Here is a 15,198-nt window from a genome sequence, read left to right as displayed (position 1 = left end):
CGGGGGGGGGGGGTGTGTGGGGCTCCCACCGCCCTTTATATAAAAAAACCTCCGGGGGGGGCCCGGGGCCCCCCTCTTCGTTATCCGGCAACCGCCGTCATCATTTGCGCAGCTTGATCTGCTCGATGGCGTGCTCATGGCCCTTGGTCATGATCAGGTTGGCACGCTCACGTGTTGGCAGGATATTTTCTTGCAAATTCAGATAGTTGATATCTTGCCAGATGTTGCTGGCGATCTGGGTCGCCTCACTCTCCGCCAGCTTGGCGTAGTTATGGAAGTAGGAGTCGGGATCCGAGAAGGCTCCGCTGCGGAATTTCAGGAAGCGTTCGATATACCAGGTACGCAGCAATTCGGCATCGGCATCCACATAGATGGAGAAGTCGACGAAGTCCGACACGAAGACCCGATGGGGCTCCTGGGGGTAGTCCATGCCGCTTTGCAGCACATTGAGCCCTTCCAGGATCAGGATGTCCGGCTGCTCCACCACCTTCTTCTCATCGGGAATGATGTCGTAGATAAGGTGGGAGTAAACCGGCGCTTCAACCTTCTCGTGACCGGCGCGGATATTGGCGACAAACTCCACCAGATGGCGGATATCGTAGGATTCCGGGAACCCCTTGCGGCGCATCAGGCCGCGCTCTTCCAGTACCTTGTTGGGATAGAGGAAGCCATCGGTGGTGACCAGCTCCACCCGCGGATGTTCCGGCCAGCGCTCCAGCAATGCCTGCAAAATACGGGCTGTGGTGCTTTTGCCACCCGCCACGCTGCCGGCAATGCTGATGATATAGGTGCCCTTGCCGCGGGACTGACCGAGGAACTGCTCCAATACCCGGCTACGACGCTGCTTGGCTTTGACATAGAGATTGAGCAGGCGGGAGAGGGGCAGGTAGATCTCTTCCACTTCCCGCAATGACACCTTTTCGTTGATCCCGCGCAGGGTCTGAAGATCGTGTTCGGTCAGGGTCAGGGGGACCGAATCGCGCAATAACGCCCATTGATCGCGGGTGAATTGCAGATAGGGATTATGCTCTGTCGTCATGGTGTCATCACTGTTTCTTGGGCACGGCGACCATACACCAAGGGGGGGGGAGCGACAAGGGACGCAGCAGGATTGGCTTGTTTGCCCCCACTTTTTTGCAAACTTCTCAGCAATAAAGCATATTTTGCCGGGCTCAATGGTTGCATCCCCCAAATCCTTACAATAAAATGCGCGACGCTTGACTGTCTGTCGTCTATTTGCCGTGCAAAAGCGATAAACACAACGGGTGCAAGCAGAATTACCGTTGTGACAATCTGGCGTCTGGAGGGGTTCCCGAGCGGCCAAAGGGATCAGACTGTAAATCTGACGGCTCTGCCTTCGAAGGTTCGAATCCTTCTCCCTCCACCATATTTCTCTGCGGTTTGAGTTCTTTGGGTTAGAGAAATGCGGGCATCGTATAATGGCTATTACCTCAGCCTTCCAAGCTGATGATGCGGGTTCGATTCCCGCTGCCCGCTCCAAGATGCTGATATGGCTCAGGCGATAGCAGAGCCGCACCCTAGGGTGAGTTCGGCAAGCGAACCAGCCATCAGTACCTCTCTCTTTCCCACCAGATTCAAATCCATCATATAAACTGTTCTGTGGTTAGCTTGCCACCGCGTACTCAGCGTTAGTTTAGAGGGACGATCATGTCTAAAGAAAAATTTGAGCGTAATAAACCGCACGTTAACGTGGGTACCATCGGCCACGTTGACCACGGTAAAACCACCCTGACTGCAGCTATCACCAACGTGCTGGCCAAGCACTTCGGTGGTAAAGCTTTCGCCTTCGACCAGATCGACAAGGCACCGGAAGAGCGTGAGCGTGGTATCACCATCAACACCTCCCACGTAGAATACGACACCGCTACCCGTCACTACGCCCACGTAGATTGCCCGGGTCACGCCGACTACGTTAAAAACATGATCACCGGTGCTGCCCAGATGGACGGCGCGATCCTGGTAGTAGCAGCGACTGACGGCCCGATGCCGCAGACTCGTGAGCACATCCTGCTGGGTCGTCAGGTTGGTATCCCGTACATGATCGTGTTCATGAACAAGTGTGACATGGTTGATGACGAAGAGCTGCTCGAACTGGTAGAGATGGAAGTTCGTGAACTGCTGACCGAGTACGACTTCCCGGGTGATGACCTGCCGGTAGTTCGTGGTTCCGCACTGAAAGCGCTGGAAGGCGACGCTCAGTGGGAAGAGAAGATCATCGAGCTGGCTGGCCACCTGGATACCTACATCCCGGAGCCGGAGCGTGCGATTGACCAGCCGTTCCTGATGCCTATCGAAGACGTATTCTCTATCGCTGGCCGTGGTACCGTAGTAACCGGTCGTGTAGAGCGCGGTATCGTTAAAGTAGGTGAGACCGTAGAAATCGTTGGTATCAAAGATACCGTTTCTACCACCTGTACCGGTGTAGAAATGTTCCGTAAGCTGCTGGACGAAGGTCGTGCAGGCGAGAACATCGGCGCGCTGCTGCGTGGTGTTAAGCGTGAAGATGTAGAGCGTGGTCAGGTACTGGCCAAGCCGGGTTCTATCAAGCCGCACACCAAGTTCGAATCTGAAGTGTACGTCCTGTCCAAAGAAGAAGGTGGTCGTCATACCCCGTTCTTCAAAGGCTACCGTCCGCAGTTCTACTTCCGTACTACCGACGTGACCGGTACCATCGAACTGCCGGAAGGCGTTGAAATGGTAATGCCAGGCGACAACATCAAAATGGTTGTTACCCTGATTGCCCCGATCGCGATGGATGACGGCCTGCGTTTCGCTATCCGTGAAGGTGGCCGTACCGTAGGTGCCGGTGTTGTAGCCAGCGTAATCGCTTAATCTTTGGCTTACATAAATAAAGCAAAGCCCCTATAATAGGGGCTTTCTTGTGTAGGGGCGTAGTTCGAATTGGTAGAACAGCGGTCTCCAAAACCGATGGTTGCGGGTTCGAGTCCTGCCGCCCCTGCCATATACCTCGTCTCGTACGGGGCTTTTGTGTCTTTGGTTACGTCAGATACAGGTGGGTTGTATGAGTGTTAGTTCTGAGAGCCAGGGCGGAAGCAAGGATACCCTGCTTTGGGGCCTGGTTTTCATTATCCTGGCGGCCGCTGTAGTGGGTAATTACCTGCTCAACGATGTTGTCGCTGCCGTCCGCGCCCTGGGTGTGGTCGTTGTCATTGCTGCTGCTGGTGCAGTAGCCCTGCAAACCACCAAGGGAAAGGCAACACTGGCATTCGCCCGTGAGTCTCGCCTGGAAGTCCGCAAGGTCGTATGGCCGACCCGTCAGGAAGCCATTCAGACAACCCTGATTGTGCTGGCGGTGACCGCCGTGATGGGGCTGCTGCTGTTCGTTCTGGACGGTGCCTTGGTCTGGTTGGTCAACCTGATTACCGGTGTGTAAGGATAAGCCATGACTGAACAACGTGAACAACGTATGAGATGGTATGTCGTGCAGGCTTTTTCCGGCTATGAAGGCCGTGTAGCCAAGTCCCTGCGCGAACATATCAAGATGCATGGCATGGAAGACATGTTCGGTGAAGTACTGGTCCCGACCGAAGAAGTGGTCGAGATGCGTGCTGGCCAGAAGCGCAAGAGTGAGCGCAAGTTTTTCCCGGGTTATGTCCTGGTCCAGATGATCATGGATGAAACCACATGGCACCTGGTGCGTAACGTACCGCGTGTAATGGGCTTCATCGGCGGTACTTCCGACCGTCCGGCACCGATCTCCGACAAAGAGGCTGATGCCATCCTGAACCGTCTGCAGGATGCCCACGACAAGCCGCGTCCGAAAACCCTGTTTGAACCGGGTGAAATGGTGCGGGTTGCCGATGGTCCGTTTGCCGACTTCAACGGTACCGTTGAAGAGGTGGATTACGAGAAGAGCCGCGTGAAGGTTTCTGTACTGATCTTCGGTCGTTCTACTCCTGTTGAACTGGATTTTGGTCAGGTCGAAAAGGGCTGATTGAATTCTGTACGTTTAACGGTTGTCAGGGGCAGCGAATATCTCTATAATTCGCTGCCCCTTTATTAGTTGGGGAGCCGTTTGCAGGAGCAAGTCTCCGAGGCGCTAGAACCCATTTTTGAGGTAATTTCCTAATGGCTAAGAAAGTCACAGCTTATATCAAGCTGCAGGTTGCTGCTGGTGCAGCCAACCCGTCTCCTCCCGTTGGTCCTGCACTGGGTCAACACGGTGTTAACATCATGGAGTTCTGTAAGGCGTTCAACGCTCGTACAGAGAAGCTGGAAAAAGGTTCACCGACTCCGGTCGTGATCACCGTTTACAGCGACCGTTCCTTCACCTTCGAAACCAAGACTCCGCCTGCTTCCTTCCTGCTGAAGAAAGCTGCTGGTATCAAGTCTGGTTCTGCCAAGCCGAACAAAGACAAGGTTGGTAAGGTGACCGTAGCCCAGCTGCAAGAAATCGCCAAGACCAAAGAACCGGATATGACTGGTGCCGATCTGGATGCAAAAGTACGTTGCATCGCAGGCTCCGCTCGTTCCATGGGTCTGGTAGTGGAGGATTAAGACAATGGCTAAACTTTCCAAGCGTATGCGCGTTATTCGCGAAAAAGTTGACGGTACCAAAGAGTACTCCATCAACGAAGCCATTGCCCTGCTGAAAGAACTGGCTACCGCCAAGTTCGTTGAAAGCGTTGACGTTGCTGTCAACCTGGGTATCGACGCTCGTAAATCTGACCAGAACGTACGTGGTGCAACTGTACTGCCGCACGGTACCGGTCGTGACGTTCGCGTTGCCGTATTTACCCAAGGTGCCAACGCCGAAGCTGCTAAAGCTGCCGGCGCTGACCTGGTAGGTATGGATGACCTGGCCGATCTGGTCAAGAAAGGCGAGATGAACTTCGACGTAGTTATCGCATCCCCGGATGCCATGCGCGTTGTTGGTCAACTGGGTCAAATCCTGGGCCCGCGCGGTCTGATGCCGAACCCGAAAGTTGGTACTGTAACTCCTAACGTTGCCGAAGCTGTCAAGAACGCCAAGGCTGGTCAGGTTCGTTACCGTAACGACAAGAATGGTATCATCCATACCACTCTGGGTAAGGTTTCTTTCAACGAAGTTCAGCTGAAAGAAAACTTGGAAGCTCTGCTGGTTGCCCTGAAAAAAGGCAAACCCTCTTCCGCCAAAGGCGTATTCATCAAGAAAGTCAGCATCTCCACCACCATGGGTGCCGGTGTTGCCGTAGACCAAGCTTCTCTGGAAGCTCAGGCCTAATTGATGGGTTTTACAAGGCGCAAAATTTAATCTATAATTTTGCGCCTTGATTGGTTGGGGGTTTCGACCTCCGTCCAAGACCGCAGGAGGCTGCAAAGCCTTAATGTTTCCTGCGTAGACGGTGCCGGAAACCCAGCGAGAAAGTTTCTTTCTCTTCTGGAATCCTGCTACCGCATCGTTCCCCTCTGTTGTAAAGGTAGGGGGGATGTGTCTGTACTGGGTCAATAGACCCGGATTCAATCCAGGAGTTAAGCCAATGGCATTGGGACTCGAAGACAAAAAGGCAATTGTTGCTGAAGTCAACGAAGCTGCCAAAGGCGCTCTGTCTGCAGTTGTAGCCGATTCTCGCGGTGTGACTGTAGATAAGATGACCGTCCTGCGTAAAACCGCTCGCGAAGCTGGTGTGTACATGCGCGTTGTGCGTAACACCCTGCTGCGTCGTGCAGTTGAAGGTACCGAATTCGAGTGCCTGAACAACGCATTTACCGGTCCTACCTTGATTGCTTTCTCTAACGAACACCCGGGCGCTGCCGCTCGTCTGTTCAAAGAGTTTGCCAAAGCGAACCAAAAGTTCGAAATCAAGGCTGGCGCTTTTAACGGTGAGTTCATCGCCGCAGCACAAATTGATCGTCTGGCCACGCTGCCGACCTACGACGAAGCGATTGCGAAGTTGATGGCGACTATGAAAGAAGCCTCTGCTGGCAAGCTGGTTCGTACCATCGCTGCTGTGCGTGATCAGAAGCAAGCTGCTGCTTGATTCTCGCCTATCTAGGCTGTTTGAGTTTATTCAACATCAGGAATTTTTGTCATGTCTATCACTAAAGACCAAATCATCGAAGCCGTTGCTTCCATGTCCGTAATGGAAGTTGTTGAGCTGATCGAAGCTATGGAAGAGAAGTTCGGTGTTTCTGCCGCTGTTGCTGTTGCTGCCGGTCCGGCTGCTGAAGCAGTAGAAGAGAAAACCGAGTTCGACGTAGTTCTGACCGCTGCTGGCGCCAACAAAGTTGCCGTCATCAAAGCCGTTCGTGGCGCTACCGGTCTGGGCCTGAAAGAAGCCAAAGATCTGGTTGAAGCTGCCCCGGCTAACCTGAAAGAAGGCGTGTCCAAGGACGAAGCTGAAGCTCTGAAGAAGCAGCTTGAAGAAGCTGGTGCTTCTGTTGAGATCAAATAATCTGCATTTATGTAGATTAGCCTGATAAAACAGGCTAGGGCTGGTGAATATTTGTTCACCAGCCTTTTTGCGCTGTAGACTGAGAGCATTTCACACCGTTTACGACTCTCGGTGCACCAGCAATCCGGACTGTTTCCATTCGTCCGGGCCAACACAAAACGGTGTTGAGACAGAGCTGTCCTGCGGGACAGAGTGGGTCACTTATCAGCGAGCTGAGGAACCCTATGGTTTACTCTTATACCGAAAAAAAACGCATTCGTAAGGACTTCGGTAAGCGAGACCAGGTACTGGACACGCCTTATCTGTTGTCCATTCAGCTGGACTCCTTCAAGCAGTTCATCGAGGCTGACCCGGAAGGTGAATATGGCCTAGAGGCCGCTTTCCGTAGCGTTTTCCCGATCACCAGTTACTCCGGTAGTGCTGAGCTTCAGTATGTCAGCTATCGCCTGGGTGAGCCGGTATTTGACGTAAAAGAATGCCAGATCCGTGGAGTGACCTACTCCGCGCCGCTGCGTGTCAAGCTTCGTATGGTTCTGTACGATCGTGAAGCAGCTGCCGGCACCGTCAAAGACATCAAGGAACAAGAAGTATACATGGGCGAAATTCCGCTCATGACCGAGAACGGCACCTTTGTTATCAATGGTACCGAGCGGGTTATCGTCTCCCAGCTGCACCGCAGCCCGGGCGTCTTCTTCGACCACGATAAAGGCAAAACTCATTCATCCGGTAAGGTACTGTATAACGCTCGCGTTATCCCCTACCGTGGCTCCTGGCTGGACTTCGAGTTCGATGCAAAAGACAACCTGTTTGTCCGTATCGACCGTCGTCGCAAACTGCCAGCATCCATTATTCTGCGCGCACTGGACTTCACTTCCGAACAGATCCTGGCCACCTTCTTCGAGACCATCGGTTTTGAAGTAAAAGATGGCAAGTTGATGATGGATCTGGTGCCGGAGCGTCTGCGTGGTGAAACTGCGACCTTTGACATCGTGGCCAATGGCGCCGTGGTGGTTGAGACCGGTCGTCGTGTGACTGCGCGTCACATCCGTCAGTTGGAAAAAGACGCCGTTACCCAGATTGAGGTGCCGGTTGAGTATGTTGTTGGCAAAGTGGCTGCCAAGGACTACGCACATCCGCAAACTGGCGAGATGGTCGTGACCGCCAACCAGGCGCTGAGCCTGGAAGCGATCGCCAACCTGTCCCAAGCCGGCTTCAAGCACTTCGAGGTTCTGTTCACCAACGAACTGGATCACGGTGCCTACATGTCCGAGACCCTGCGTGTCGACTCCAGCTCCAACCGTTTGGAAGCGCTGGTCGAGATCTATCGCATGATGCGTCCGGGCGAGCCGCCGACTCGCGAAGCTGCAGAACAGCTGTTCGAAAACCTGTTCTTCTCCGCCGAGCGTTACGACCTGTCTACCGTAGGTCGGATGAAGTTCAACCGCCGTCTGGGTCGTGAAGACGAGACTGGCGCTGGCGTACTGACCAAAGACGACATCGTTGAAGTCATGAAGCGCCTGATCGACATCCGTAACGGTAACGACGAAGTGGACGATATCGACCACTTGGGTAACCGTCGTATCCGTTCTGTCGGTGAAATGGCCGAGAACCAGTTCCGCGTCGGTCTGGTGCGTGTCGAGCGTGCGGTCAAGGAGCGTCTCTCCCTGGGCGACCTGGACACCCTGATGCCGCAGGATCTGATCAACGCCAAGCCGATCTCCGCCGCAGTCAAAGAGTTCTTTGGTTCCAGCCAGCTGTCCCAGTTTATGGACCAGAACAACCCGCTCTCCGAAGTGACCCACAAGCGTCGTATTTCCGCGCTGGGCCCGGGCGGTTTGACTCGTGAGCGTGCCGGCTTTGAAGTCCGAGACGTACACCCGACCCACTACGGTCGTCTGTGCCCTATCGAGACTCCTGAAGGTCCGAACATCGGTCTGATCAACTCTCTGTCCGTGTACTCTCGTACCAACGAGTACGGTTTCCTCGAGACCCCGTACCGTAAGGTCATTGACGGTGTGATCACCGACGAAGTGGACTACCTGTCTGCTATTGAAGAAGGCAAGTACGTGATCGCACAGGCTAACGCCGCGACCACCGAAGATGGCCGTCTGAAAGATGAATTGATTCCGTGCCGTCACAAAGGTGAATCCACCTTTATGAACGCCGACCAGATCCAGTATATGGACGTGAGCCCGCAGCAGATCGTATCTGTGGCAGCCGCTCTGATCCCGTTCCTGGAACACGATGACGCGAACCGCGCATTGATGGGTTCAAACATGCAACGTCAGGCTGTACCGACTCTGCGTGCTGACAAGCCGCTGGTAGGTACCGGTATGGAACGCGCTGTGGCCGTTGACTCCGGTGTAACCGTAGTAGCCAAGCGTGGTGGCGTAATCGACTATGTCGATGCCTCCCGTATCGTCCTGAAGGTCAATGAAGATGAGCTGATGCCAGGCGAAGCCGGTATCGACATCTACAACCTGACCAAATACACCCGTTCCAACCAGAACACCTGTATCAACCAGCGTCCTTGCGTGATGTTGGGTGAGCCGGTCATGGCTGGCGACGTACTGGCTGACGGCCCGTCCACCGATCTGGGTGAACTGGCACTGGGTCAGAACATGCGCGTCGCGTTCATGCCGTGGAACGGTTACAACTTCGAAGACTCGATCCTGGTGAACGAGCGTGTTGTTCAGGAAGATCGCCTGACCACCATCCATATCCAGGAACTGGCCTGTATCTCCCGTGACACCAAGCTGGGTCCGGAAGAGATCACTGCTGACATCCCGAACGTGGGTGAAGCCGCTCTGTCCAAGCTGGACGAGTCAGGTATCGTCTACGTGGGTGCCGAAGTGAAGGGCGGCGACATTCTGGTCGGTAAGGTAACGCCGAAAGGTGAAACCCAGCTGACGCCGGAAGAGAAGCTGCTGCGCGCTATCTTCGGTGAGAAGGCGTCCGATGTGAAGGACTCCTCCCTGCGTGTACCGAACGGTGTGTACGGTACCGTGGTTGACGTGCAAGTCTTTACCCGCGATGGCGTGGAAAAAGACAAGCGCGCCAAAGAAATCGAAGAGATGCAGCTGAAGGAAGCGAAGAAGGACTTGACCGAAGAGTTCAAGATCCTGGAAGACGGCATTTTCGGCCGCTCCCGCAACCTGCTGCTGGCCGCCGGTTACAGCGAAGATCGTCTGAACAAGCTCGATCGCTCCAAGTGGTTTGAACTGGCCATCGAAGACGAAGCCAAGCAGACCGAACTGGAACAGATCGCTGAACAGCACGTTGAGCTGAAAGCCGAGTTCGACAAGAAATTCGAGAACAAGCGTCGCAAGATTATCCAGGGTGATGATCTGGCGCCGGGCGTACTGAAAATCGTCAAGGTTTATCTGGCAGTCAAACGTCGCATCCAGCCGGGTGACAAGATGGCGGGCCGTCACGGTAACAAGGGTGTTATCTCCAAGATCTGTCCGGTCGAGGATATGCCTCATGACGAGTTCGGCCGTCCGGTCGACATCGTACTGAACCCGTTGGGCGTACCATCCCGTATGAACATCGGTCAGATCCTCGAAGTGCACCTGGGCCTTGCTGCCAAGGGTATCGGCGAGAAGATCGATCGCATGGTCAAAGAGCAGCGCGAGCTGCACGAGATGCGCAACTTCCTGCAACAGGTCTATGACCTGGGCGAGAAGGACACCCAGCAAGTGAACATCGCCGAACTGTCTGACGACGACGTACGTACCCTGGTGGGTAACCTGCGTAAGGGTCTGCCGGTCGCTACTCCAGTGTTTGATGGTGCCAAAGAGCGCGAAATCAAAGCCCTGCTGAAGCTGGCCGATCTGCCGGAATCCGGTCAGATTGATCTGTTCGATGGCCGTACTGGTAACCGCTTCGAGCGTAAAGTAACCGTTGGTTACATGTACATGCTGAAGCTGAACCACTTGGTCGACGATAAGATGCACGCGCGTTCTACCGGTTCTTACAGCCTGGTTACCCAGCAGCCGCTGGGTGGTAAGGCTCAGTTCGGTGGTCAGCGTTTCGGTGAGATGGAAGTGTGGGCCCTGGAGGCTTACGGTGCGGCATATACCCTGCAGGAAATGCTGACCGTCAAGTCTGACGATGTGAATGGCCGTACCAAGATGTATAAGAACATCGTGGATGGCGACCACCGTATGGAGCCGGGCATGCCCGAATCCTTCAACGTATTGCTGAAGGAAATCCGCTCTCTGGGTATCAACATCGAGCTGGACGAAGAGTAAGAGCTCGCTCTTATTGTTCGAGAATTGACGTGGGCGCCCCGCTGTTTTGGCAGCCGGGGCGCCGAGGTTAGACTCCTGACAGGGGAAACACGTGAAAGACTTACTCAAGTTTTTGAAGGCTCAGACCAAGACCGAAGAGTTTGACAGTATCAAGATCGGTCTGGCCTCTCCTGACATGATCCGCTCCTGGTCATTCGGTGAGGTCAAAAAGCCTGAGACCATCAACTACCGGACTTTCAAGCCGGAACGTGATGGTCTGTTCTGCGCCCGCATCTTCGGACCGGTGAAGGACTACGAGTGTCTGTGCGGCAAGTACAAGCGCCTGAAACACCGTGGTGTGATCTGTGAGAAGTGCGGCGTTGAAGTGACCCAGACCAAGGTCCGTCGTGAGCGTATGGGCCACATCGAGCTGGCCAGCCCGACTGCCCACATCTGGTTCCTGAAGTCCCTGCCGTCCCGTATCGGTCTGCTGCTGGACATGACCCTGCGCGACATCGAGCGCGTGCTTTACTTCGAATCTTTCGTAGTAATCGAGCCGGGCATGACCAACCTCGAACGCAGCCAGATGCTCTCTGAAGAGCAGTACCTGGATGCGCTGGAAGAGTGGGGCGACGAATTTGACGCCAAGATGGGTGCCGAAGCAATCCTGGCATTGCTGCGCGCTATCGATCTGGAAGGTGAAGTCAAAACCATGCGTGAGGAGCTGGATCAAACCAACTCCGAGACCAAGCGCAAGAAGACCACCAAGCGTCTGAAGCTGATGGAAGCTTTCCTGCAGTCCGGCAACAAGCCGGAGTGGATGATCATGACAGTGCTGCCTGTGCTGCCGCCGGACCTGCGTCCGCTGGTACCGCTGGACGGCGGCCGTTTCGCGACTTCCGATCTGAACGATCTGTACCGTCGCGTGATCAACCGTAACAACCGCTTGAAGCGTCTGCTGGACCTGGCTGCTCCGGACATCATCGTGCGCAACGAAAAGCGTATGCTGCAAGAGTCCGTCGATGCGCTGCTGGATAACGGCCGTCGCGGTCGTGCCATCACCGGTTCCAACAAGCGCCCGCTGAAATCCCTGGCCGACATGATCAAGGGTAAGCAGGGTCGTTTCCGTCAGAACCTGCTCGGTAAGCGTGTCGACTACTCTGGTCGTTCCGTTATCACCGTAGGCCCGACCCTGCGCCTGCATCAGTGCGGTCTGCCGAAGAAGATGGCTCTGGAACTGTTCAAGCCGTTCATCTATGGCAAGCTGGAAACCCGCGGTCTGGCGACCACTATTAAGGCCGCCAAGAAGATGGTGGAGCGCGAGGAAGCTGTCGTTTGGGATATCCTGGACGAAGTGATCCGCGAACACCCGGTTCTGCTGAACCGTGCACCGACTCTGCACCGTCTGGGTATCCAGGCATTCGAACCGACTCTGGTCGAAGGCAAGGCAATCCAGCTGCACCCGCTGGTTTGTGCTGCGTATAACGCGGACTTCGATGGTGACCAGATGGCGGTCCACGTACCGCTGACCCTGGAAGCCCAGCTGGAAGCGCGTGCGCTGATGATGTCTACCAACAACATCCTGTCGCCTGCCTCCGGTGAGCCGATCATCGTTCCTTCTCAGGACGTGGTCTTGGGTCTGTACTACATGACCCGTGCCCGTATCAACGCCAAAGGCGAAGGTATGGTGCTGGCCGGCCCGAAAGAAGCCGAGAAAGTATATCGTGCCGGTCTGGCCGATCTGCATGCTCGTGTGAAAGTACGCATTACCGAATACCTGCGTCAGGAAGACGGTTCTCTGCGTGAACACACCGAGATGAAGAACACCACCGTTGGTCGTGCGATCCTGAGCCTGATCCTGCCGAAAGGCATGGAATACGCCCTGATCGACGAGCCGAAGGTGCTGACTGCTGCAGAGCAGGCTGACCTGGATGCCAATCCGCAGAACTGGATCAAATCCGTATCCAACAAGGCGCTGGGCAAAAAGCTCATCTCCCGTCTGCTGAACACCTGCTATCGCAAGCAGGGGCTGAAGGACACCGTTATCTTCGCTGACCAGCTGATGTATACCGGTTTCCACTACGCGGCCCTGTCCGGTGCTTCCGTTGGTATCGATGACATGGTCATCCCGGATGCCAAGAAAGACATCATTGCGGCAGCCGAAGCCGAAGTTGCCGAGATCCAGGACCAGTTCCTGTCCGGTCTGGTAACTGCGGGCGAACGTTACAACAAGGTTATCGATATCTGGGCCAGCGCCAACGAGCGCGTCTCCAAGGCCATGATGGAGAACTTGTCCAAAGAGCGTAACGTCAACTCGCTGGGTGAAGAAGAAGAGCAGGCCTCGTTCAACAGCATCTTTATGATGGCCGACTCTGGTGCGCGTGGTTCCGCCGCCCAGATCCGTCAGCTGGCCGGTATGCGTGGCCTGATGGCCAAGCCGGATGGCTCCATCATCGAGACCCCGATCATCGCGAACTTCCGCGAAGGTCTGAACGTACTGCAGTACTTTATCTCTACCCACGGTGCTCGTAAGGGTCTGGCGGATACTGCACTGAAGACTGCGAACTCCGGTTACCTGACTCGTCGTCTGGTAGACGTGGCACAAGACATGGTGATCACCGAGGACGATTGCGGCACTACCGAAGGTCTGTGGATGACTCCGCTGATCGAAGGTGGCGACGTGGTCGAGCCGCTGCGTGAGCGCGTGCTGGGCCGTGTGGTTGCCGATGACGTGATCAAGCCGGGTACTGAAGATGAAGTGCTGGTAGCACGTAACACCCTGCTCGACGAGCAGCTGTGTGACCTGCTGGAGCAAAACTCCGTTGACCGCGTGAAGGTACGTTCTGCCATCACCTGTGAAACTGACTTTGGTAACTGTGCTCACTGCTACGGCCGTGATCTGGCTCGTGGTCACCTGGTGAACAAGGGTGAGGCTGTCGGTGTTATCGCCGCCCAGTCCATCGGTGAGCCGGGTACCCAGCTGACGATGCGTACTTTCCACATCGGTGGTGCCGCATCTCGTGCCGCTGCTGAAAGCAGCATCCAGGTCAAGAACACCGGTACCATCAAGCTGCAGAACGCCAAGTTCGTTCACAACAGCGATGACAAACTGGTTATCACCTCACGTTCTACCGAACTGACCATCATGGACGACATGGGCCGTACCAAGGAAAGCCACAAGCTGCCTTACGGTTCCGTGCTGGAAGTGAAGGACGGCCAGGCCGTGAGCGCTGGCGAGACCGTTGCCAACTGGGATCCGCACACCCACCCGATCATCACCGAAGTGGCAGGTCGCCTGCAGTTCGAACACATGATCGATGGCGTGACCATCACTCGTCAGACCGACGAGCTGACCGGTCTCTCTTCTATCGTCGTACTGGATGTCAACGAGCGTCCGAGTGCCGGTAAAGAGATGCGTCCGACCGTTAAACTGGTCGACCTGAACGGCAAAGACGTGATGATCCCGGGTACCGATGTTGCCGCCCAGTACTTCCTGCCGGGCAAGGCGATCGTGAACCTGGAAGATGGTGCCAACGTGGGCGTGGGTGACGCGGTAGCGCGTATCCCGCAAGAGTCCGGCGGTACCAAGGACATCACCGGTGGTCTGCCGCGCGTTGCGGATCTGTTCGAAGCACGTCAACCGAAGGAACCGGCAATTCTGGCCGAGATCTCCGGTACCATCTCCTTCGGGAAAGAGACCAAGGGCAAACGCCGTCTGGTCATCACCCCGACCGATGGTGGCAACGTCTACGAAGAGATGATTCCGAAGTGGCGTAACCTGAACGTGTTCGAAGGTGAAAAAGTTGAGAAGGGTGAAGTGCTGGCAGACGGTCCTGAGTCTGCTCACGACATCCTGCGTCTGCGCGGTATCAGCCCGGTCGCCAACTACATCGCCAACGAAGTGCAAGACGTTTACCGTCTGCAAGGCGTTAAGATCAACGACAAGCACATCGAAGTCATCGTTCGTCAGATGCTGCGCAAGTGCGAGATCCTGACTGCTGGTGATACCGATCTGATCGAAGGCGAACAGGTTGAAGTTGCTCGTGTGAAGATTGCCAACCGTAAGCTGGTTGCCGAGGGCAAGACCCCTGCGACCTTCCGTCATGTACTGATGGGTATTACCAAGGCATCTCTGAGCACCGAGTCCTTCATCTCTGCGGCTTCCTTCCAGGAAACCACTCGCGTTCTGACCGAAGCCGCTGTTGGTGGCAAGCGTGATGAACTACGTGGTCTGAAAGAGAACGTCATCGTGGGTCGTCTGATCCCGGCTGGTACCGGCTTTGCCTACCACCATAGCCGGATCAACCAGCGTGCCGCCGCAGCTCGTGCTGTTGGTACCCCGCAGGTGACCGCTGATGAAGCGGAGCAGAACCTGGCGGACCTGCTGAACGCAGCCGGTAGCTTCGACGAAGAGTAACTCGTCATCCGTGATTAAAAAGGGCTCCTTCAAGGAGCCTTTTTTTTGGCTATGTCCCAATTACGTGTTGCATGGGGTGCCCCAGCGCCTCATGCAAACATGCTTTGATATTCACGCCCCTCCCGTAACGCTC

Annotated in this window: 10 protein-coding genes and 3 tRNA genes; 12 read left to right on the top strand and 1 reads right to left on the bottom strand. The window is 55.3% G+C overall.

Annotated features, from left to right (window positions below):
* Positions 1–100 precede the first annotated feature (100 nt).
* A complete protein-coding gene (gene coaA / locus ACW5W8_RS22145; protein ID WP_163130003.1) occupies positions 101–1,039 on the bottom strand; it encodes a type I pantothenate kinase in 939 nt (312 codons plus the stop codon).
* Between the two features lie 263 nt (positions 1,040–1,302).
* On the opposite strand from coaA, the gene ACW5W8_RS22140 reads away from it, so the two are divergent.
* The 12 genes from ACW5W8_RS22140 (at position 1,303) to rpoC (ending at position 15,065) form a co-directional block, all read left to right on the top strand.
* Positions 1,303–1,387 (top strand) — tRNA-Tyr (locus ACW5W8_RS22140).
* A 38-nt stretch (positions 1,388–1,425) separates the two neighbouring features.
* Positions 1,426–1,500 (top strand) — tRNA-Gly (locus ACW5W8_RS22135).
* 168 nt (positions 1,501–1,668) lie between these two features.
* The gene (gene tuf, locus ACW5W8_RS22130; RefSeq protein WP_005339879.1) at positions 1,669–2,853 is read left to right on the top strand and encodes an elongation factor Tu; all 1,185 of its coding nucleotides are present in this window, start codon (positions 1,669–1,671) and stop codon (positions 2,851–2,853) included.
* A gap of 53 nt (positions 2,854–2,906) precedes the next feature.
* Positions 2,907–2,983, top strand: a tRNA-Trp gene (locus tag ACW5W8_RS22125).
* A 60-nt stretch (positions 2,984–3,043) separates the two neighbouring features.
* Complete coding sequence (gene secE, locus ACW5W8_RS22120) at positions 3,044–3,415, top strand: preprotein translocase subunit SecE (RefSeq protein WP_005306322.1); 372 nt, start codon at positions 3,044–3,046, stop codon at positions 3,413–3,415.
* A 9-nt stretch (positions 3,416–3,424) separates the two neighbouring features.
* Positions 3,425–3,976: a transcription termination/antitermination protein NusG gene (nusG, locus tag ACW5W8_RS22115; RefSeq protein WP_005306318.1), complete on the top strand. Its 552-nt coding sequence runs from the start codon at positions 3,425–3,427 to the stop codon at positions 3,974–3,976.
* A 134-nt stretch (positions 3,977–4,110) separates the two neighbouring features.
* Positions 4,111–4,539, top strand: a complete 429-nt coding sequence (rplK, locus tag ACW5W8_RS22110) for a 50S ribosomal protein L11 (protein WP_026456244.1) — start codon at positions 4,111–4,113, stop codon at positions 4,537–4,539.
* A gap of 4 nt (positions 4,540–4,543) precedes the next feature.
* Positions 4,544–5,245, top strand: coding sequence for a 50S ribosomal protein L1 (gene rplA / locus ACW5W8_RS22105; RefSeq protein WP_498630455.1), 702 nt, complete (start codon positions 4,544–4,546; stop codon positions 5,243–5,245).
* A 256-nt stretch (positions 5,246–5,501) separates the two neighbouring features.
* The gene (rplJ, locus tag ACW5W8_RS22100) at positions 5,502–6,002 is read left to right on the top strand and encodes a 50S ribosomal protein L10 (RefSeq protein WP_033135317.1); all 501 of its coding nucleotides are present in this window, start codon (positions 5,502–5,504) and stop codon (positions 6,000–6,002) included.
* 51 nt (positions 6,003–6,053) lie between these two features.
* Positions 6,054–6,416, top strand: coding sequence for a 50S ribosomal protein L7/L12 (rplL, locus tag ACW5W8_RS22095; RefSeq protein WP_033135318.1), 363 nt, complete (start codon positions 6,054–6,056; stop codon positions 6,414–6,416).
* Positions 6,417–6,640: 224 nt separating this feature from the next.
* On the top strand, positions 6,641–10,669 hold the full coding sequence (rpoB, locus tag ACW5W8_RS22090) for a DNA-directed RNA polymerase subunit beta (protein WP_498630453.1): 4,029 nt from the start codon (positions 6,641–6,643) through the stop codon (positions 10,667–10,669).
* 91 nt (positions 10,670–10,760) lie between these two features.
* On the top strand, positions 10,761–15,065 hold the full coding sequence (rpoC, locus tag ACW5W8_RS22085; RefSeq protein WP_498630451.1) for a DNA-directed RNA polymerase subunit beta': 4,305 nt from the start codon (positions 10,761–10,763) through the stop codon (positions 15,063–15,065).
* Positions 15,066–15,198 lie beyond the last annotated feature (133 nt).

This window comes from Aeromonas aquatilis (assembly GCF_054052405.1).
This window is presented reverse-complemented; position numbering and strand designations above follow the sequence as displayed.